Source organism: Pseudomonas sp. GW821-FHT09C09 (assembly GCF_059418105.1).
The window spans coordinates 19,515-37,526 of sequence record NZ_JBWKPF010000009.1; the positions used below are offsets into that span (position 1 = coordinate 19,515).

The 18,012-nt window shown below is 60.8% G+C and carries 17 protein-coding genes; 15 read left to right on the forward strand and 2 right to left on the reverse strand.

Annotation, left to right across the window (positions count from 1 at the left end):
• The first annotated feature begins 130 nt into the window (after positions 1-130).
• The 4 genes from AC07NR_RS24770 to AC07NR_RS24785 are packed head-to-tail and all read left to right on the forward strand — an operon-like array spanning position 131 to position 4,489.
• The gene (locus AC07NR_RS24770; RefSeq protein WP_096820949.1) at positions 131-601 is read left to right on the forward strand and encodes a (2Fe-2S)-binding protein; all 471 of its coding nucleotides are present in this window, start codon (positions 131-133) and stop codon (positions 599-601) included.
• Entirely contained in the window at positions 598-2,919 is a 2,322-nt protein-coding gene (locus AC07NR_RS24775; RefSeq protein WP_495079681.1) for a xanthine dehydrogenase family protein molybdopterin-binding subunit, read from the forward strand. The genes AC07NR_RS24770 and AC07NR_RS24775 overlap by 4 nt, the downstream gene beginning before the upstream one ends.
• A complete protein-coding gene (locus tag AC07NR_RS24780; RefSeq protein ID WP_192552186.1) occupies positions 2,919-3,896 on the forward strand; it encodes an XdhC family protein in 978 nt (325 codons plus the stop codon). Before AC07NR_RS24775 ends, AC07NR_RS24780 begins: the two co-directional genes overlap by 1 nt.
• Positions 3,893-4,489, forward strand: coding sequence for a nucleotidyltransferase family protein (locus tag AC07NR_RS24785; RefSeq protein ID WP_495079682.1), 597 nt, complete (start codon positions 3,893-3,895; stop codon positions 4,487-4,489). The genes AC07NR_RS24780 and AC07NR_RS24785 overlap by 4 nt, the downstream gene beginning before the upstream one ends.
• Positions 4,490-4,557: 68 nt before the next feature.
• Here AC07NR_RS24785 and rne read toward each other — a convergent pair whose 3' ends face one another.
• Entirely contained in the window at positions 4,558-7,791 is a 3,234-nt protein-coding gene (gene rne / locus AC07NR_RS24790; protein WP_495079683.1) for a ribonuclease E, read from the reverse strand.
• A gap of 697 nt (positions 7,792-8,488) precedes the next feature.
• Between rne and rluC the strand changes: the two genes are divergently transcribed.
• The 3 genes from rluC to sppA are packed head-to-tail and all read left to right on the forward strand — an operon-like array spanning position 8,489 to position 11,114.
• Positions 8,489-9,451, forward strand: a complete 963-nt coding sequence (rluC, locus tag AC07NR_RS24795; RefSeq protein ID WP_011335441.1) for a 23S rRNA pseudouridine(955/2504/2580) synthase RluC — start codon at positions 8,489-8,491, stop codon at positions 9,449-9,451.
• Entirely contained in the window at positions 9,438-10,100 is a 663-nt protein-coding gene (locus AC07NR_RS24800; protein WP_248740119.1) for an HAD-IA family hydrolase, read from the forward strand. The genes rluC and AC07NR_RS24800 overlap by 14 nt, the downstream gene beginning before the upstream one ends.
• 24 nt (positions 10,101-10,124) lie before the next feature.
• Positions 10,125-11,114, forward strand: coding sequence for a signal peptide peptidase SppA (gene sppA / locus AC07NR_RS24805; protein WP_114884748.1), 990 nt, complete (start codon positions 10,125-10,127; stop codon positions 11,112-11,114).
• A gap of 48 nt (positions 11,115-11,162) precedes the next feature.
• On the opposite strand, the gene AC07NR_RS24810 is transcribed toward sppA, so the two are convergent.
• Entirely contained in the window at positions 11,163-11,741 is a 579-nt protein-coding gene (locus AC07NR_RS24810) for a Maf family protein (protein ID WP_495079684.1), read from the reverse strand.
• A 106-nt stretch (positions 11,742-11,847) separates the two neighbouring features.
• Between AC07NR_RS24810 and AC07NR_RS24815 the strand changes: the two genes are divergently transcribed.
• The 8 genes from AC07NR_RS24815 to pabC all read left to right on the forward strand — a co-directional run bounded on the left by AC07NR_RS24815 (position 11,848) and on the right by pabC (position 18,011).
• The gene (locus AC07NR_RS24815) at positions 11,848-12,375 is read left to right on the forward strand and encodes a YceD family protein (RefSeq protein WP_085710932.1); all 528 of its coding nucleotides are present in this window, start codon (positions 11,848-11,850) and stop codon (positions 12,373-12,375) included.
• A 13-nt stretch (positions 12,376-12,388) separates the two neighbouring features.
• The gene (gene rpmF / locus AC07NR_RS24820) at positions 12,389-12,571 is read left to right on the forward strand and encodes a 50S ribosomal protein L32 (RefSeq protein ID WP_003179396.1); all 183 of its coding nucleotides are present in this window, start codon (positions 12,389-12,391) and stop codon (positions 12,569-12,571) included.
• Positions 12,572-12,575: 4 nt separating this feature from the next.
• The gene (gene plsX, locus AC07NR_RS24825) at positions 12,576-13,586 is read left to right on the forward strand and encodes a phosphate acyltransferase PlsX (RefSeq protein WP_495079685.1); all 1,011 of its coding nucleotides are present in this window, start codon (positions 12,576-12,578) and stop codon (positions 13,584-13,586) included.
• Positions 13,587-13,711: 125 nt separating this feature from the next.
• Complete coding sequence (gene fabD, locus AC07NR_RS24830) at positions 13,712-14,650, forward strand: ACP S-malonyltransferase (RefSeq protein WP_236189959.1); 939 nt, start codon at positions 13,712-13,714, stop codon at positions 14,648-14,650.
• A 16-nt stretch (positions 14,651-14,666) separates the two neighbouring features.
• On the forward strand, positions 14,667-15,410 hold the full coding sequence (gene fabG, locus AC07NR_RS24835) for a 3-oxoacyl-ACP reductase FabG (protein WP_085710930.1): 744 nt from the start codon (positions 14,667-14,669) through the stop codon (positions 15,408-15,410).
• A 196-nt stretch (positions 15,411-15,606) separates the two neighbouring features.
• Entirely contained in the window at positions 15,607-15,843 is a 237-nt protein-coding gene (acpP, locus tag AC07NR_RS24840) for an acyl carrier protein (protein WP_003175607.1), read from the forward strand.
• 108 nt (positions 15,844-15,951) lie between these two features.
• On the forward strand, positions 15,952-17,196 hold the full coding sequence (fabF, locus tag AC07NR_RS24845) for a beta-ketoacyl-ACP synthase II (RefSeq protein ID WP_007908259.1): 1,245 nt from the start codon (positions 15,952-15,954) through the stop codon (positions 17,194-17,196).
• Positions 17,196-18,011, forward strand: a complete 816-nt coding sequence (gene pabC / locus AC07NR_RS24850; protein WP_495079686.1) for an aminodeoxychorismate lyase — start codon at positions 17,196-17,198, stop codon at positions 18,009-18,011. The genes fabF and pabC overlap by 1 nt, the downstream gene beginning before the upstream one ends.
• The last annotated feature ends 1 nt before the right edge of the window (position 18,012 follow it).

Here is an 18,012-nt window from a genome sequence, read left to right on the forward strand (position 1 = left end):
GGCCCGGTGCAGACGTTTTCGTCGGCACAAGAGAGCCTCATTAGCCTGAGTCGATCTGCGTGAACCCACCGCTGATTTCCGGCGGCAGATTGCTCGACCCCATAACCTCCATGAATATGCGGGCGTGCCCATGATTACCCTGAAACTCAATGGCCAAGACCATCCACTCGATGTCACCGAGGACATGCCCCTGTTGTGGGCGATCCGTGACGTCGCCGGTTACAACGGTACCAAGTTCGGCTGCGGCATGGGCCTGTGCGGCGCCTGCACCATTCATATCGACGGTTCGCCGGCGCGCAGTTGCATCACGCCGATCGGTTCGGTGGCCGGGCAGAATGTAACGACCATCGATAATCTGCACGCCGACCCGATTGGCCAGATCGTCCAGCAAGCCTGGCTCGACACTGCTGTAGCCCAGTGCGGTTTCTGTCAGGGTGGGCAGATCATGTCCGCCACCGCGTTGCTCAAGACCAACCCGAACCCGAGCGACGAGCAGATCGAAGAGGCGATGGTCGGCAACATTTGCCGCTGCGGTACCTACAACCGGATCAAGACCGCCATCCGCCAGGCCTCCACTCACCTGAAGGAGGCCAAGGCATGAGCCGCTTGCCGAACGATTTTGCCCTGAGCAACCTGAGTCGCCGGGGTTTCCTCAAGGGTGTCGGCGCGACAGGTGCGCTGGTGTTGGCCGCCAGTTGGGGGTGGCAGGATGCATTGGCCGAAGACAAACCGAAGAAATTCGGCGCCGATGGCATGCCCAATGGCTGGATCGACGATCCGAAGGTCTACGTCAGCATCGCCGCCGATGGCACGGTGACCGTGGTCTGCAACCGTTCGGAAATGGGCCAGGGCGTGCGCACCAGCCTGACCATGGTGGTCGCCGATGAGCTGGAAGCCGATTGGGCCCACGTCAAAGTGCAACAGGCGCCGGGCGATGAAGTGCGTTTCGGCAACCAGGACACCGACGGCTCCCGTAGCATGCGTCACTGGTACGAGCCGATGCGTCGTTGCGGCGCCGCTGCCCGGACCATGCTGGAGCAGGCCGCTGCCGCGCAGTGGAAGGTTCCGGTCGGCGAATGCCGCGCGCAACTGCATAAAGTCATCCACACACCGTCCGGGCGCGAGCTGGGTTATGGCGAACTGGCCGCTGCCGCCAGTGCATTGCCGGTTCCGGGCCGTGACAGTCTGCGGCTCAAGCAGCCGTCGGAATTCCGCTACATCGGCAAGGAAGGGACGAAGGCCATCGACGGCGAAGACATCGTCAACGGTCGAGCCGTGTACGGGGCGGACGTGCATTTCGACGGCATGCTGTACGCCGTGATCGCCCGCCCTGCGGTGTACGGCGGCAAGGTCAAGTCAGTGGACGACAGCGCCGCGCTGAAAGTGCCGGGTGTGCTGAAAGTCATGCAAATCGAACCGCGGCCGTTGCCTTCGGAATTCCAGCCATTGGGTGGCGTGGCCGTAGTCGCCAGCAATACCTGGGCGGCGCTCAAGGGCCGCGAGGCGCTGAAGATCGAGTGGGACGATGGCCCGAACGCCAGTTACGACTCGATCGCCTATCGCAAGGAGCTGGAAGCCGCTTCGCTGAAACCGGGCAAGGTCGTGCGCAACACCGGCGACATCGAAAAGGCTATCGGCAGCGCTGCCGGCACCCTGGAAGCTTCTTACTACTTGCCGCATCTGGCACAGGCGCCGATGGAGCCGATGGTGGCCATCGCTCGCTATGAAGAGGGCGTGTGTGAAGCCTGGGCGCCAAGTCAGGCGCCCCAGGTCACCCGTGAGCGGATCGCCGAACGCCTCGGTCTGCCGTTCGATAACGTGACCTTCAACGTGACCCTGCTCGGCGGTGGTTTCGGCCGCAAGTCCAAGCCGGACTTCGTTGTCGAAGCTGCCATTCTGGCCAAGGAGTTTCCCGGCAAGGCAGTGCGGGTCCAGTGGACGCGGGAAGACGACATCCACAATTCGTATTTCCATACGGTGTCGGCCGAATACCTCAAGGCCGGCGTGGGCAAGGACGGTTTGCCGTCCGCCTGGCTGCATCGCACGGTGGCGCCGAGCATCACCGCGCTCTTTGCGCCCAACATGAATCACGAAGCTGCGTTCGAGCTGGGCATGGGCTTCACCAATATGGCTTACGCGATTCCCAACGTACGCCTGGAAAACCCCGAGGCCACCGTCCATACGCGGGTCGGCTGGTATCGCTCGGTGTCGAACATTCCCCATGGTTTTGCGATCCAGAGCTTTGTCGACGAACTCGCGCACAAGGCCAAGGAAGACCCGCTCAAGTACCAGATCAAACTGCTCGGGCCGGATCGGCAGATCGACCCGCGCACGCTCAGCGAAGAGTGGAACTACGGTGAATCCCCGGAGCGTTATCCGATCGACACCGGGCGCATGCGCACCGTGCTGGAAACCGCGGCCAAGGCTGCCGGTTGGGGGCGGAAGTTGCCCAAGGGCCGTGGTCTCGGATTGGCAGTGCATTACAGCTTCGTGACCTATGTGGCGGCGGTGATCGAAGTCGAGGTCAAGGGCGACGGCACGCTGATCGTGCACAAGGCCGATATCGCCGTGGATTGCGGGCCGCAAATCAACCCGGAGCGAATCCGTTCGCAGTTCGAAGGCGCCTGTGTGATGGGCCTGGGCAATGCCGTGTGGGGTGAAATCAGCTTCAAGGACGGCAAGGTGCAGCAGGACAACTTCCATATGTATGAAGTGGCGCGCATGTCGATGGCGCCGAAGGAAGTCGCGGTGCATCTGGTGACGCCGCCGGGCGAGGTGCCGTTGGGCGGTGTCGGTGAGCCGGGTGTGCCGCCGATTGCGCCGGCACTGTGCAATGCGATCTTCGCCGCGACCGGCCAGCGCATCCGCAGCCTGCCGGTGCGTTACCAGTTGCAGGGCTGGCAGAAGGCGCAAGCGTGATGGACAGCGCCGATCTCAATGTCCTGCGCAGCGTGCTTGAATGGCGCCGCGCCGGGCAGCGGGTGGTGTTGTTCACGGTCGTGCAGACCTGGGGCACTGCGCCCCGGGCACCCGGCGCGATGCTCGCGTTGCGCGAAGATGGCGTGGTGATTGGTTCGGTGTCCGGCGGTTGCGTCGAGGACGATCTGATCGCCCGGTTGCATGACGGGCGGATTCCCGCCGACGGGCCGCCAGTGCAGTTGATCACCTATGGCGTGACCCGGGAGGAGGCGGCGCGGTTCGGCCTGCCGTGCGGCGGCACTTTGCGCCTCACCGAAGAACGAGTCGGCGATCCAGCGTGGGTCGCCGAATTGCTGGCGCGTTGTGAGGCTCATGAAATCGTTGCTCGTGAACTGAACCTCGAAAGCGGTGAAGTGATTCTTTCGCCGGCCAGCAAAACGGATGCATTGGTTTTTGACGGCAAGACCTTGCGTGCCATCTACGGCCCGCGTTGGCGCCTGCTGCTGATCGGTGCCGGTCAGTTGTCGCGTTATGTGGCCGAGATGGCGCGATTGCTGGATTTCGAAGTGCTGATCTGCGATCCCCGCACCGAGTTCGTGTATGACTGGGAAGAGCAGCATGGCCGCTTTGTTCCCGGCATGCCGGATGAGGCGGTGCTGAGCATTCAGACCGACGAGCGCACCGCCATCGTTGCCCTGACGCACGATCCGCGTCTGGACGACATGGCGCTGCTGACGGCGCTGGATTCCAGGGCGTTTTACGTCGGCGCCCTGGGCTCGCGCGTCAACAGCCTCAAACGCCGGGAATACCTGGCTGAGCTAGGCTTGTCGCAAGCGGCCATCGCTCGATTGCACGGGCCGATCGGTCTGCCGATCGGCAGTCATTCCCCGGCGGAAATCGCGTTGTCGTTGCTGGCGGAAATCGTCGCGATCAAGAATGGTGTCGAGTTGAAGCAGAAGAAGGCAGAGCGCGCATGAGTCGATCCATCGGAGTGATTGTGCTGGCGGCAGGCGAGGGCAGCCGCTTTCGCGAAGTGGCGGGTGCCGACAAGGACAAGTTGCTGGCCGATTGCACAGGGCGCGACGGAGCCGTGCGCTCGGTGATCGAGCAGACGCTGGTGAATCTGCCGACGAGTCTCGACAAGCGAGTACTGGTGACGACCGAAGCACGGCCACAGGCGATGCGGATGGCGCAGGCTTATGGCTGTGACATTGTTTCGATCGAGTCTACGGGGATGGGCGACAGCATCGCGGCGGGTGTGGCGGCTTGCCCGGATGCCGATGGCTGGCTGATTGTGCTGGGTGATATGCCGTTCATCCTGCCGTCGAGTATTGAGCGGGTCGTGGCGGCGATTGCCGACGATGCGGTCAGTGTTCCGGTGCAGGGTGGCGAGTTTGGGCATCCGGTCGGATTTGGTCGCTCGTTTGGGCGTGGACTGATGGCATTGTCCGGTGATCGCGGGGCCAGACCTTTGTTCAAGCAGGGGCGGGTGGTCGAGGTTGCCGTGGATGATCCTGGCGTGCTGTGGGATATCGATGTGCCGCAGGCACTGGTTTTTCCGCAGGTCTGATACAAACCGCGAGGCATAAAAAAGCCCCGCCTGGATCACCAGGCGGGGCTTTTCATTGGCGCTCGGAATCAGACGAGAGGTTTAGGCTCGTGTTCTTTTTCCTGGGCCTGTTCGTGGTGCTCGACCGCTTCCTGTACGGAGCGCGGTGCTTCGGCAATCACTTCTACGGCAGCTTCTTCAGCGACCGGGGCAGGGGCTGCCTCGAGCACTTCGGCAACGGCTGGAGCAGCGGCGGCAGCGGCAGCCAGTTCGGCTTCCTTCTGCAGACGCTCTTCTTCACGCTTGCGACGACGCACTTCACGCGGGTCGTTCGGTGCACGGCCACTTGGCGTCAGGGCGCTGACTGGAGCCGCTTCAATCACAGGGGCTGGTGCTTCGGCCACAACTGGCGCTTCTACGACCGGAGCTTCAACGACCGGTGCCGGTTCAGCAACAACCACTGGCTCGGCAGCCTTGGCTTCTTCCACGACAGGCGCTTCAACCACTGGCGCTGGTGTTTCAGCGACAACCGGCTCGGCGACCCAGTTGAAAGCGGTCTGTTCTTCGCGAACTTCACGCACGGTTTCGGTCACGGTTTCAGCGACGGTTTCGACAACCGGCTCTGCCACTGCAACAGGCGCCTGGGCGACGAAAGCAGGTTCGGCAGCGACTTCAACCTGAGGCTGAGCTTCGCGAACCGGCGCCACTTCGACTTCCGGAACGGCAACCACGTCTACCGCAGTGGTGGCTTCAACAACCGGCGCTTCAACTGGAGCGGTTTCCAGCGTTGCAGCGGTAGCGCGTTCAGCTTGTTCGTGGGCCTGGGCTTCGGCCGGAGCGCTGATCACGGTGCTGGCAACAGCGGCAGTAACGGCCAGGCCGGCAGCCAGATCGGCAGTGCTCGGCTCGGCGGTTTCAGCGTTCTCGGCGGATTCTTCCGAACCTTCGATCACGTTGCCGTTGGCATCACGCTGACGCTCGCGACGGTTGCTGCGACGACGCTGACCACGGGAGCGGCGGCGTGGACGATCGCCTTCGGCGTTCTCCGAACCGTCTTCCGGCAGTTGCTCTTCGTTGGTGTTCACTTCTTCTTCGGCTACGGCAGCAGCGGCTTGTTCGGCACGCGGTTGACGCTCTTCACGTGGTGGACGTGGTGCACGCTCTTCACGCGGCTGACGAGCCGGGCGCTCTTCAGCGGTGGCAGCAACAGCGGCAGCGGCGGCTGGCGCAGCATCCAGAGGTTCACGCAGTTCGCGTACGCGTTCTTCACGCTCGCCACGCGGCTTGCGATCTTCACGTGGAGCACGTGGTGCACGTTCTTCACGAGGGGCGCGTGGTGCACGTTCTTCGCGGGCTGCCGGTGCTTCGTCACGGGACTCGCGTGGCTCGCGCAGTTCGCGGGCTTCACGAGGCTGACGCTCTTCACGTGGCTCACGCGGTGCGCGTTCTTCACGTGGAGCACGTTCTTCGCGCGGCTTGCGTTCTTCATCGCGGCGACCGTTACGGTTGCGGCTCTGCTGACGACCGTTGCGACGTTCTTCGTTACGGGCCGGACGCTCGGTGGCTGGTTTTTCAACCACAACCGGAGCAACTGGCTCTTCCTTGGTGGCGAACAGGCTGACCAGCGACTTCACCAGGCCTTTGAACAGGCTTGGTTCTGGCGCGGCAACCGGGGCAGGGGCTGGAGCCGGAGCGGCAACCTCGGTCGGAACCGGAGCGTTGGCGCGGGCCGGAGCGGTCTTGACCGCGGCTTCCTGGCGAACCAGGGTGCGGGTGGCGGCGGCTGGCTGGACGTCTTCGACTTCGGCGGCAGCGGCAGCGATTTCGTAGCTGGACTGGTTGGTCGCGGCTTCCGGGCTGTCGTCACGCAGACGCTGAACTTCGAAATGCGGGGTTTCGAGGTGGTCGTTCGGCAGGATGACGATGCGGGCGCGGGTGCGCAGTTCGATCTTGGTGATCGAGTTGCGTTTTTCGTTGAGCAGGAACGCGGCCACCGGGATCGGCACTTGCGCGCGAACTTCGGCGGTGCGGTCTTTCAGGGCTTCTTCTTCGATCAGGCGCAGGATCGCCAGGGACAGCGATTCGACGTCACGGATGATGCCGGTGCCGCTGCAGCGCGGGCAGACGATGCCGCTGCTTTCGCCGAGCGAAGGACGCAGGCGCTGACGGGACATTTCCAGCAGGCCGAAGCGCGAGATGCGGCCGATCTGTACACGGGCGCGGTCGGCTTCCAGGCATTCGCGGACTTTCTCTTCCACGGCGCGCTGGTTCTTGGCAGGGGTCATGTCGATGAAGTCGATGACGATCAGGCCGCCGATGTCGCGCAGGCGCAACTGACGGGCGATTTCTTCGGCCGCTTCAAGGTTGGTCTGCAGGGCGGTTTCTTCGATGTCGCTGCCTTTGGTGGCGCGCGCCGAGTTGATGTCGATGGACACCAGGGCTTCGGTCGGATCGATGACGATGGAGCCGCCGGAAGGCAGTTCGACGACGCGCTGGAAAGCGGTCTCGATCTGGCTTTCGATCTGGAAGCGGTTGAACAGCGGAACGCTGTCTTCGTACAGCTTGATCTTGCTGGCGTACTGCGGCATCACCTGGCGGATGAAGGTCAGGGCTTCGTCCTGGGCTTCAACGCTGTCGATCAGCACTTCGCCGATGTCCTGGCGCAGGTAGTCGCGGATGGCGCGGATGATGACGTTGCTTTCCTGGTAGATCAGGAATGGCGCGGAACGATCCAGCGAGGCTTCCTTGATCGCGGTCCAGAGTTGCAGCAGGTAATCGAGGTCCCACTGCATTTCTTCGCTGCTGCGGCCCAGGCCTGCAGTGCGCACGATCAGACCCATGTCGGCCGGAGCGACCAGACCGTTCAGGGCTTCACGCAGTTCGTTGCGCTCTTCGCCTTCGATGCGACGGGAGATGCCGCCGGCACGCGGGTTGTTCGGCATCAGAACGAGGTAACGACCGGCCAGGCTGATGAAGGTGGTCAGGGCTGCGCCCTTGTTGCCACGTTCTTCTTTTTCGACCTGAACGATGACTTCCTGGCCTTCGCTCAGGACGTCCTTGATGTTGACGCGGCCTTCAGGGGCTTTCTTGAAGTATTCGCGGGAGATTTCTTTGAGGGGCAGGAAGCCGTGGCGCTCGGAGCCGAAATCGACAAAGGCAGCCTCAAGGCTTGGTTCGATGCGAGTGATACGGCCTTTATAGATGTTGGCCTTTTTCTGCTCGCGTGCACCGGATTCGATGTCCAGGTCGTAGAGGCGCTGGCCATCTACCAGTGCAACACGCAACTCTTCGGGTTGAGTTGCGTTAATCAGCATTCTTTTCATGTAGTACCGTCGGTTTCCGGGCTGCCGGAAACGGCGTTCGGCACACACGACTTCTCACGGTCGGTGTCAGGTGCGTCGGGAGTGGTTGGCCATTCCCGTGTCCAGCGATGTCCGGCCAATTGGGCCGTTATCGCGACGTACGCGTCCTGCTTGCTGTGGCTACTTAAGCACTCAGTCAGGAGGAGGAATCAACCGTGGCTGTGGACGAGATGAAGCGTCTTGAGAAAGCCTGTTGCTACACAGTCCAGCGGTTGTGCATCTCCACCCTACACGTATCCCTGATAATTCGGGTGCTGCCGCGCGCAGAATCCGCAGCGGGTTGGCATTTACCGTGAGCTCCGAAAGGGGAGGTCACGCATCATGGCTAATTCAGGCGGTGTTTCCGGCGCTTTCGCTCGGGGTCATCCGCGGCTGACTGCACTTTGTGAACTGGCCGTGAATATGGCTCGCGTGGCGAGTCAGAACTCTGCTTTGCGGCGTGATTCAGGCCTCATGTCACCTGCGCTTGTTACAGCTGCAAACTCCACCGTTACGTAGCGAAAGCCCCGTAGGACGGCCTCGCGTCCTGGTGAATTGCGTTGGTCAGGGCCGGTTTTTGACCGTGGTTCCGCTGTCCAGGCCGCTTTTGGCGGCGTTCGCGACTATAGCAGCAATGATTAAGTGCTTCAATTCCATAAAAATTGTTATCATCCGCGGCATGACGACTACTGCCCCTTCGACTCCAGGCGTTCAATTGCTTGAGGTCTCGCCGGAATATGCCGGCCAACGAATCGACAATTTTCTTCTCGCCCGGCTCAAAGGCGTGCCCAAGACCTTGATTTACCGCATTTTGCGCAAAGGCGAAGTGCGGGTTAACAAAGGTCGGATCAAGCCCGAATACAAGCTGCAGGCCGGCGATATCGTGCGCGTGCCGCCGGTTCGCGTGCCTGAGCGTGACGAGCCGGTGCCTTTGGCCCAAGGCCTGTTGCAGCGCCTGGAAGCCTCGATTGTCTACGAAGACAAAGCCCTGATCGTGATCAACAAGCCCGCCGGCATTGCGGTTCACGGTGGCAGCGGCTTGAATTACGGCGTGATCGAAGCCTTTCGTCAGTTGCGTCCCGATGCCAAGGAGCTCGAGCTGGTTCACCGTCTCGACCGTGATACCTCCGGCCTGCTGATGATCGCCAAGAAGCGCAGCATGTTGCGTCACTTGCATGCCGCGTTGCGCGGTGATGGTGTCGACAAGCGCTACATGGCGCTGGTTCGCGGCAACTGGGCGACCTCGATCAAGCAAGTCCGTGCGGCGCTCGGCAAGAGCAATCTGCGCTCCGGTGAGCGCATGGTCGAGGTCGACGAGGAGGAGGGCAAGGAGTCGGTGACCGTGTTCAAGGTCCTGCGTCGCTTCGGCGATTTTGCCACTCTGATCGAAGCCAAGCCGATCACCGGTCGCACGCACCAGATCCGCGTTCACACGTTGCACGCCGGGCACTGCATTGCGGGTGACACCAAATACGGCGATGACAATTTCAGCAAGGAAATCCGTGATCTGGGCGGCAAGCGCCTGTTCCTGCACGCCTACATGCTGACCGTGCCGCTGCCTGATGGCGGTGAACTCAAGTTGCAGGCCCCGGTCGATGAAATGTGGGCCAAGACTGTGGAGCGATTGAGTGCGCCCATCTGATTACAAACTGCTGATTTTCGATTGGGACGGCACGCTGGCCGATTCCATTCATCGGATTGTCGAGGCAATGCACTCGGCATCCGGGCGTTCCGGTTTCGAGCTGCGCGATGATTTTGCCGTGAAGGGCATCATCGGTCTGGGCTTGCCCGAGGCGATCCGCACGCTGTATCCGGAAATCAGCGATGCCGAAATGACCTTGTTCCGCGAGTATTACGCCGATCACTACATCGCCGCGGAAGCCGTGCCTTCGCCGTTGTTCGAAGGTGTAGTCGAGTCGATGGCGTCCTTTCGCGAGCAGGGTTATCACCTGGCGGTCGCGACCGGCAAGAATCGTCGCGGGCTGGATCGGGTGCTGAAAGCCAATGGCTGGGAAGATTATTTCGATATCACCCGTGCTGCCGATGAAACTGCCAGCAAACCGCACCCTCTGATGCTGGAGCAGATCCTTGCGCATTGTGGTGTGCGTGCCGCACAGGCGCTGATGGTCGGCGATTCGTCCTTCGATCTGTTGATGGCGCGTAACGCGGGGATGGATTCGGTGGCGGTCAGTTATGGCGCGCAATCGATCGAGTCGCTGCAGCAGTTTGAACCACGACTGTCGATTGACCGGTTTTCTGAATTGCACGCCTGGCTGGCGCAGCGGGCTTAATACGTTTTTGCTGGGGTGGATGGCATGACCGACGAATGGAAAGCACCGGCCAAGGCAACTGCCGACGACGGTGATGCGAAAAGCTGGAAGCTGCTGGAAAAGACGCTGCTGGCCAGTGTGCAAGAGCAGCGCCGTTCCAGGCGTTGGGGGATCTTCTTCAAGCTGCTGACGTTTGTTTATCTGTTTGTCGCGCTGCTCCTGTTCACGCCTTTGATGGACATGGAAAAGAGCGCCACCCGCAGCTCGAATTACACGGCGCTGATCGATATCACCGGCATGATTGCCGATAAAGAGCCGGCCAGCGCCGACAATATCGTCGGCAGTCTGCGCGCCGCGTTCGAAGACAAGAAGGTCAAGGGCGTGATCCTGCGCATCAACAGCCCGGGTGGCAGTCCGGTGCAGTCAGGTTATGTGTATGACGAGATCAAGCGCCTGCGCGGCCTGCATCCGGATACCAAGGTGTATGCGGTGATTTCCGACCTCGGTGCGTCCGGGGCCTATTACATCGCCAGTGCGGCGGATCAGATCTATGCCGACAAGGCGAGCCTGGTCGGTTCTATTGGTGTGACAGCGGCCGGTTACGGCTTTGTCGGCACCATGGAGAAGCTGGGCGTCGAGCGTCGCACTTACACCTCTGGCGAGCACAAGTCGTTCCTTGACCCGTTCCAGCCGCAGAAGCCGGAAGAAACCGCGTTCTGGCAAAGTGTGCTGGATACCACGCACAAGCAGTTCATCAACAGCGTCAAGCAAGGGCGTGGCGATCGCCTGAAGGACAAGGAGCATCCTGAGCTGTTCTCCGGACTGGTCTGGTCCGGCGAGCAGGCGCTGCCGCTGGGGTTGATCGATGGTCTGGGCAATGCCAGTTCGGTGGCGCGTGACGTGATTGGCGAAAAGGAACTGGTGGACTTTACCGTTCAGGAATCGCCGTTCGACCGCTTCTCGAAAAAACTGGGCGCCAGTGTGGCTGAGCAGTTGGCAATGTGGATGGGTTTCCACGGGCCATCGTTGCGCTGACCGCTTGATGCATAAAAAAACCGGCCTTCGTGGCCGGTTTTTTGTGGGTCAGGGAATCTGTACGCCTTCGACCAGCAGCATGTCGATCAGGCGAATCAGCGGCAGGCCGATCAGGCTGGTGGCGTCCGGGCCTTCGGTTGATTGAAACAGGCTCACGCCCAGTCCTTCGGCCTTGAAGCTGCCGGCGCAGTCGTAGGGTTGCTCGGCGTGCAGGTAGCGCTCGACGCGGGCCTGATCCAGTACGCGCATGTGCACGGTGAAGGGCACGCAGTCGACCTGGCAGTGGCCGGTCTGGCTGTTGAGCAGGGCCAGGCCGGTGAGGAAGGTCACGCTGGCGCCGCTGGCGGCCATCAGTTGATCGCGGGCGTTTTCGAAGGTGTGCGGCTTGCCGATGATGCGCTCGCCGAGTACCGCAACCTGATCGGAGCCGATGATCAGGTGGTCGAGATGTTCGTGGGCCAGGGCGCGGGCTTTCTGTTCGGCGAGGCGTTTGACCAGTTCGATGGCCGACTCGTCCGGGCGATGGCTTTCATCGATATCCGGCGAGCTGCAGACGAACGGCAGGCGCAGGCGGCTGAGCAATTCCCGACGATAGGTCGAGCTTGAAGCGAGTAATAAAGGCAGCATTCGCGTCTCCAGAGGCAGGCTGCAGATTCTAGCGGAGGCTTGCAAGTGACGGACAGGGCACAATTTCCTTTGACATGGGTGGGTGCATCCCTATAATGCTGCGCCTATGTTGAATGACCCGATTCCACCTCACGTTGACCCGCGCAAATTGGCTGACCGTGGCACCACCCTTCAAGGTGAACTGCTGCTGGCCGATTTGAAGAGACTCTGCGACCCGCTTTCCGACGATGTCGGTACGGTGCAGGCCAAATTAGTTTTTGAACGAGATGAACGTAAATCTGTGGTGATCCACAGTTTTATCGACACCGAAGTCAAAATGGTTTGCCAGCGTTGTCTTGAGCTGGTCACCCTGCCGATCCACAGCGAATGCAGTTACGCTGTAGTGAAGGAGGGTGCGAATACCCAGTCGTTACCGAAAGGTTATGACGTGCTGGAACTGGGCGAAGATCCTTTGGATCTGCAGTCACTGATCGAGGAGGAGCTTCTGCTCGCCTTGCCCATTGTGCCTGCTCATCATCCGGAAGAATGCCAGCAGCCGGCGGGAGCAGATGAGCCCGAACCGAGCGAGGACGAGGTAACGCGGTCCAACCCGTTCAGTGTATTGGCGCAGTTAAAGCGTGACCCAAACGTTTAGGAGTTAATCAATTATGGCTGTTCAGCAGAACAAAAAATCCCGCTCTGCCCGTGACATGCGCCGTTCGCACGACGCTCTCGAGGCTAGCACCCTGTCTGTAGAAAAAACCACCGGTGAAGTTCACCTGCGTCACCACGTATCGCCAGAAGGCGTATACCGTGGCCGTAAAGTGATCGACAAGGGCGCTGACGAGTAATCACTTGTCTGCTCAAGTCATCGCGATTGACGCAATGGGCGGGGACTTCGGTCCCCGCAGCATTGTTCAGGCCAGCCTTGCTTGCCTTTCTGCTACGCCCTCGCTGCATCTGACCCTTGTCGGTCAACCCTCCCTTCTTGAAGAGCTGATCACCGGCCAATCGGCTGCCGATCGCGCGCGCCTGACGATTGTTCCGGCGTCCGAAGTCATCACCATGGACGAAAAACCAGCTCAGGCTTTGCGTGGCAAGCCGGATTCGTCGATGCGTGTCGCTCTCGAATTGCTGCGTGATGGCAAGGTTCAGGCCTGTGTCAGCGCCGGTAATACCGGTGCGTTGATGGCGCTGTCGCGATTTGTGCTCAAGACCCTGCCGGGGATTGATCGTCCGGCCATGGTTGGCGCGATTCCTACGCAGAAGGGCTACTGTCAGTTGCTCGATCTGGGCGCCAACGTTGATTGCAGTGCCGAGCACTTGTTGCAGTTCGCGGTGATGGGGTCCGTGGCCGCGCAAACGCTGGGCATTGCCCGTCCGCGCGTCGCGTTGCTGAACATCGGTACCGAGGACATCAAGGGCAATCAGCAGGTCAAGCTCGCTGCGACTTTGTTGCAGGCCGCCAGAGGCATCAATTACATCGGTTTCATTGAAGGCGACGGTTTGTATCGCGGTGAGGCGGATGTAGTGGTTTGCGACGGTTTCGTCGGCAATATCCTGCTCAAATCAAGCGAGGGCCTGGCGACGATGATTGCCGCGCGTATCGAGGCCTTGTTCAAGAAAAACTTCGCTTCGCGCGCCGTGGGTGCCTTGGCGTTGCCATTGATGAAGCGTCTGCAGGCTGATCTGGCGCCGGCGCGACACAACGGCGCAAGCTTTCTCGGCTTGCAGGGAATTGTCGTGAAAAGTCACGGTTCGGCTGGAGTTCAGGGGTTTCAGAGTGCCATTCAGCGAGCGCTGATCGAGATTCAGGAGAATCTTCCCGAGCGCCTGCACGGCCGTCTGGAGGATTTGTTGTCTTAGGCGTTTTCGTCGGACAATGCTTAAATGTGACCGCCCGGTTCAAAGGGCCATCCAACTGTCAGTTTCTTGCGTCCCTCTAGCGGGATGCCATTTTTCCGACGACAAGATCATTAGGGGCTTGTTACATGTCTGCTTCCCTCGCATTCGTCTTTCCAGGACAGGGTTCGCAGTCCCTCGGCATGCTGGCCGAGCTGGGCGCGCAACATCCGCTGATCCTCGAAACTTTCAAAGAAGCATCCGATGCTCTGGGCTACGACCTGTGGGCGCTGACCCAGCAGGGTCCGGAAGAGCTGCTCAATCAAACCGATAAAACCCAACCGGCCATTCTGACCGCTTCGATCGCCCTGTGGCGTCTGTGGCTGGCTGAAGGTGGTGCGCGCCCGGCATTTGTTGCCGGTCACAGCCTGGGTGAATACAGCGCGCTGGTTGCTGCCGGCAGCCTGAGCCTGGCGGACGCGGTAAAACTCGTCGAGCGCCGTGGCCAGCTGATGCAGGAAGCCGTTCCGGCGGGGCAGGGCGGCATGGCTGCCATCCTCGGTCTGGAAGACGCCGATGTGCTGGCGGCCTGTGCCGAAGCGGCGCAAGGCGAAGTGGTCAGCGCAGTGAACTTCAACTCCCCGGGCCAGGTGGTGATCGCTGGTGCCAAGGCTGCCGTTGAGCGCGCCATCGAAGGCTGCAAGGCTCGTGGCGCCAAGCGTGCCATGCCGCTGCCGGTCAGCGTGCCGTCGCACTGCGAACTGATGCGCCCGGCTGCCGAGCGTTTCGCTGAATCCATCGCCGCCATCGACTGGCAGGCGCCGCAGATCCCTGTGGTGCAGAACGTCAGCGCTCAGGTGCCGGCGGATCTGGAAACCCTCAAGCGTGATCTGCTGGAACAACTCTACAAGCCGGTTCGCTGGGTCGAGTCCGTACAGACTCTGGCAGCGAAAGGCGCGACCAGTCTGGTCGAATGCGGCCCTGGCAAAGTGCTGGCCGGTCTGAACAAACGTTGCGCCGAAGGCGTATCGACTTCCAACCTCAATACCCCAGACGCTTTCGCTGCTGCTCGCGCAGCGGCTGTCTGAATCAGGAGAAGCTTGCATGAGTCTGCAAGGTAAAGTTGCACTGGTCACCGGCGCAAGCCGTGGTATCGGCCAGGCTATCGCACTGGAACTGGGTCGTCAGGGCGCCATCGTTGTCGGCACCGCGACCTCCGCTTCGGGCGCCGAGCGCATTGCTGCGACCCTGAAAGAGAATGGCATTCAGGGTGCAGGTTTCGAGCTGAACGTCACCAGTGACGAATCGGTCACCGCAGTGCTGGCGAGCATCCAGGAGCAATTCGGTGCTCCGGTAGCGATCCTGGTCAACAATGCCGGCATCACCCGCGATAACCTGATGATGCGCATGAAAGACGACGAGTGGTACGACGTGATCGATACCAACCTGAACAGTCTGTATCGCCTGTCCAAGGGCGTTCTGCGCGGCATGACCAAGGCGCGTTGGGGTCGAATTATCAGTATTGGCTCGGTGGTGGGTGCCATGGGCAACGCTGGCCAAGTAAACTATGCAGCCGCCAAGGCCGGTCTGGAAGGTTTCAGCCGTGCCATGGCGCGTGAAGTCGGTTCGCGTTCGATTACGGTCAACTCGGTAACCCCAGGGTTCATCGACACCGATATGACGCGCGAGCTGCCTGAAGCACAGCGTGAAGCCTTGCAGACGCAGATTCCGCTGGGCCGTCTGGGACAAGCTCAAGAGATCGCGTCCGTGGTCGCTTTTCTTGCATCCGACGGTGCGGCATACGTGACCGGGGCTACAATCCCGGTTAACGGCGGGATGTACATGTAATTCAAATGTGACGGATTGCTTCAAAAAAATGTCATACGAGCTGTCTAAAATCCGTTATAAAGCTGCAATCTATTTATAGGCAGAGGGCCGCAGGGTTTGAGGAGTGAAGCTTTCAGTTGAAAAGCTGAAAAGTCTTTCTATACACTTACCCACTGGCCAGCTGCCTGAATTTGTCCATTAGGAGTGAAAACAAGGTATGAGCACCATCGAAGAGCGCGTCAAGAAAATCGTTGCCGAGCAACTGGGTGTTAAAGAAGAAGAAGTGGTAAACACCGCTTCCTTCGTAGAAGACCTGGGTGCCGACTCCCTTGACACCGTTGAGCTGGTGATGGCTCTGGAAGAGGAATTCGAGACCGAAATCCCTGACGAAGAAGCTGAGAAGATCACTACTGTACAAGCTGCAATCGACTACGTTACTAGCCACCAGGCGTAATAGTTTGTAATCGTTGCTTGCTGTCATGGAAAAACCGCACTGCCATCATGGCGTGCGGTTTTTTCTTTAGGCCTGATGCAAAGTCGTCATTTGAAAAAGGAGAGTGCTGTGTCGCGTAGACGCGTCGTAGTCACCGGTATGGGTATGTTGTCGCCACTGGGCACGGATGTGCCGAGCAGTTGGCAGGGCATTCTGGCTGGCCGCAGTGGCATTGGTCTGATCGAACACACCGACCTTTCTGCCTATTCCACCCGCTTTGGCGGCTCGGTAAAGGGCTTCAATGTCGAGGAATACCTGTCGGTCAAGGAAGCGCGCAAGCTCGACCTGTTCATTCAGTACGGTCTGGCGGCCGGCTTTCAAGCTGTACGCAATGCCGGCCTGGAAGTCACCGATGCCAACCGTGAGCGCATTGGCGTGGCCATGGGTTCGGGTATCGGCGGTCTGACCAACATCGAAGAAACCAGCCGCACCCTGCACGAGACCGGCCCGCGCCGGATTTCTCCGTTCTTTGTGCCTGGCTCGATCATCAATATGATTTCCGGTTTCCTGTCCATCCACCTGGGTGCACAGGGGCCCAACTACGCCATCGCCACAGCATGTACCACCGGTACGCACTGCATCGGCATGGCGGCCCGCAACATCATGTACGACGAAGCCGACGTGATGATTGCCGGCGGTGCCGAAATGGCTGCGTGCGGTCTGGGCATGGGCGGCTTCGGCGCTTCCCGCGCACTGTCGACCCGCAACGACGAACCGACCCGCGCCAGCCGACCATGGGACAAGGGCCGTGACGGTTTCGTACTGTCCGACGGTGCCGGTGCGCTGGTGCTTGAAGAACTCGAACACGCCAAGGCCCGTGGCGCGACCATCTACGCCGAACTGATCGGTTTCGGTACCAGCGGCGACGCGTTCCACATGACCTCGCCACCCGCCGATGGCGCCGGTGCTGCACGTTGCATCACCAATGCGCTGCGCGACGCGAAGATCAACGTCGATCAAGTGCAATACATCAACGCCCACGGCACTTCGACCCCGGCCGGCGACCTTGCCGAAGCCAACGCGATCAAGTCGGTGTTCGGTGATCACGCCTACAAACTGGCGGTCAGCTCCACCAAGTCCATGACCGGTCACCTGTTGGGTGCAGCGGGGGCGGTCGAGGCGATCTTCAGCGTGCTGGCGATCAACAGTCAGGTGGCGCCGCCGACCATCAACCTTGATGAGCCGGACGAAGGCTGCGATCTCGACTTCGTGCCACACACCGCGCGCAACATGGACATCGATGTCGTGTTGTCCAACTCGTTCGGGTTTGGCGGCACCAACGGCACGTTGGCGTTCCGCCGGTTTGCCGGCTGATGGACTGCTGGGTCGACGGTCAACCGGCTGACGCTCTGTCGCTGAAAGATCGCGGCCTGGCTTACGGCGACGGTCTGTTCGAGACCATCGCCGTACGTGGCGGCCAGCCTTTGCTGCTGGAGCGTCACGTGGCGCGACTGGCCGAGGGCTGTTCACGCCTGGCCATCGCGGCCGATATCGAGCTGATCCGTAGCGAGCTGCAAGCCTATGCAGCGGCCATGGGCGAGGGCGTGCTCAAGCTCATCCTCACCCGCGGCGACGGTCTGCGCGGTTATGCACCGGATCCTTCCGCGCAGGGCCGACGCATTCTGCAAGGCAATCCTCCAGCGGCTTATCCTGCCGTCCACAGTGAGCAAGGCGTCCGCCTGTTTCCGTGTACGACGCGTTTGTCCATCCAGCCCTTGCTGGCAGGCCTCAAGCACCTCAATCGTCTGGAACAGGTTCTCGCCCGCGCCGAATGGCAGGACAGCGAGCACGCCGAAGGCTTGATGCTCGACCAGGCGGGCCGAGTGATCGAAGGGGTGTTCAGCAACCTGTTTCTGGTGCGCGATGGCGTGCTGGTCACGGCGGATCTGAAACGCTGCGGCGTGGCCGGTGTCATGCGTGCCGAACTATTGTTTCAGGCAGCATCCTCGGGAGTCCCTACGCAAATCACCGATATCAGTCTTGATCAACTGCAATGGGCTGACGAAGTCTTTGTCTGCAACAGCGTGTATGGCGTCTGGCCGGTACGCGCGTACGCTGCACTGAGCTGGCCGGTTGGGCCGCTCACCCGTAAACTGCAAACCATTGCCCGCACGCTACTGGATGCCTGAT

Bases quoted from the DNA above. Each gene is read 5' to 3' on its own strand.
- AC07NR_RS24770 (WP_096820949.1), top strand. From the start codon at position 131: ATGATTACCCTGAAACTCAATGGCCAAGACCATCCACTCGATGTCACC.
- AC07NR_RS24775 (WP_495079681.1), top strand. From the start codon at position 598: ATGAGCCGCTTGCCGAACGATTTTGCCCTGAGCAACCTGAGTCGCCGG.
- AC07NR_RS24780 (WP_192552186.1), top strand. From the start codon at position 2,919: ATGGACAGCGCCGATCTCAATGTCCTGCGCAGCGTGCTTGAATGGCGC.
- AC07NR_RS24785 (WP_495079682.1), top strand. From the start codon at position 3,893: ATGAGTCGATCCATCGGAGTGATTGTGCTGGCGGCAGGCGAGGGCAGC.
- rne (WP_495079683.1), bottom strand. From the start codon at position 7,791: ATGAAAAGAATGCTGATTAACGCAACTCAACCCGAAGAGTTGCGTGTT.
- rluC (WP_011335441.1), top strand. From the start codon at position 8,489: ATGACGACTACTGCCCCTTCGACTCCAGGCGTTCAATTGCTTGAGGTC.
- sppA (WP_114884748.1), top strand. From the start codon at position 10,125: ATGACCGACGAATGGAAAGCACCGGCCAAGGCAACTGCCGACGACGGT.
- AC07NR_RS24810 (WP_495079684.1), bottom strand. From the start codon at position 11,741: ATGCTGCCTTTATTACTCGCTTCAAGCTCGACCTATCGTCGGGAATTG.
- AC07NR_RS24815 (WP_085710932.1), top strand. From the start codon at position 11,848: ATGTTGAATGACCCGATTCCACCTCACGTTGACCCGCGCAAATTGGCT.
- rpmF (WP_003179396.1), top strand. From the start codon at position 12,389: ATGGCTGTTCAGCAGAACAAAAAATCCCGCTCTGCCCGTGACATGCGC.
- fabD (WP_236189959.1), top strand. From the start codon at position 13,712: ATGTCTGCTTCCCTCGCATTCGTCTTTCCAGGACAGGGTTCGCAGTCC.
- fabG (WP_085710930.1), top strand. From the start codon at position 14,667: ATGAGTCTGCAAGGTAAAGTTGCACTGGTCACCGGCGCAAGCCGTGGT.
- acpP (WP_003175607.1), top strand. From the start codon at position 15,607: ATGAGCACCATCGAAGAGCGCGTCAAGAAAATCGTTGCCGAGCAACTG.
- pabC (WP_495079686.1), top strand. From the start codon at position 17,196: ATGGACTGCTGGGTCGACGGTCAACCGGCTGACGCTCTGTCGCTGAAA.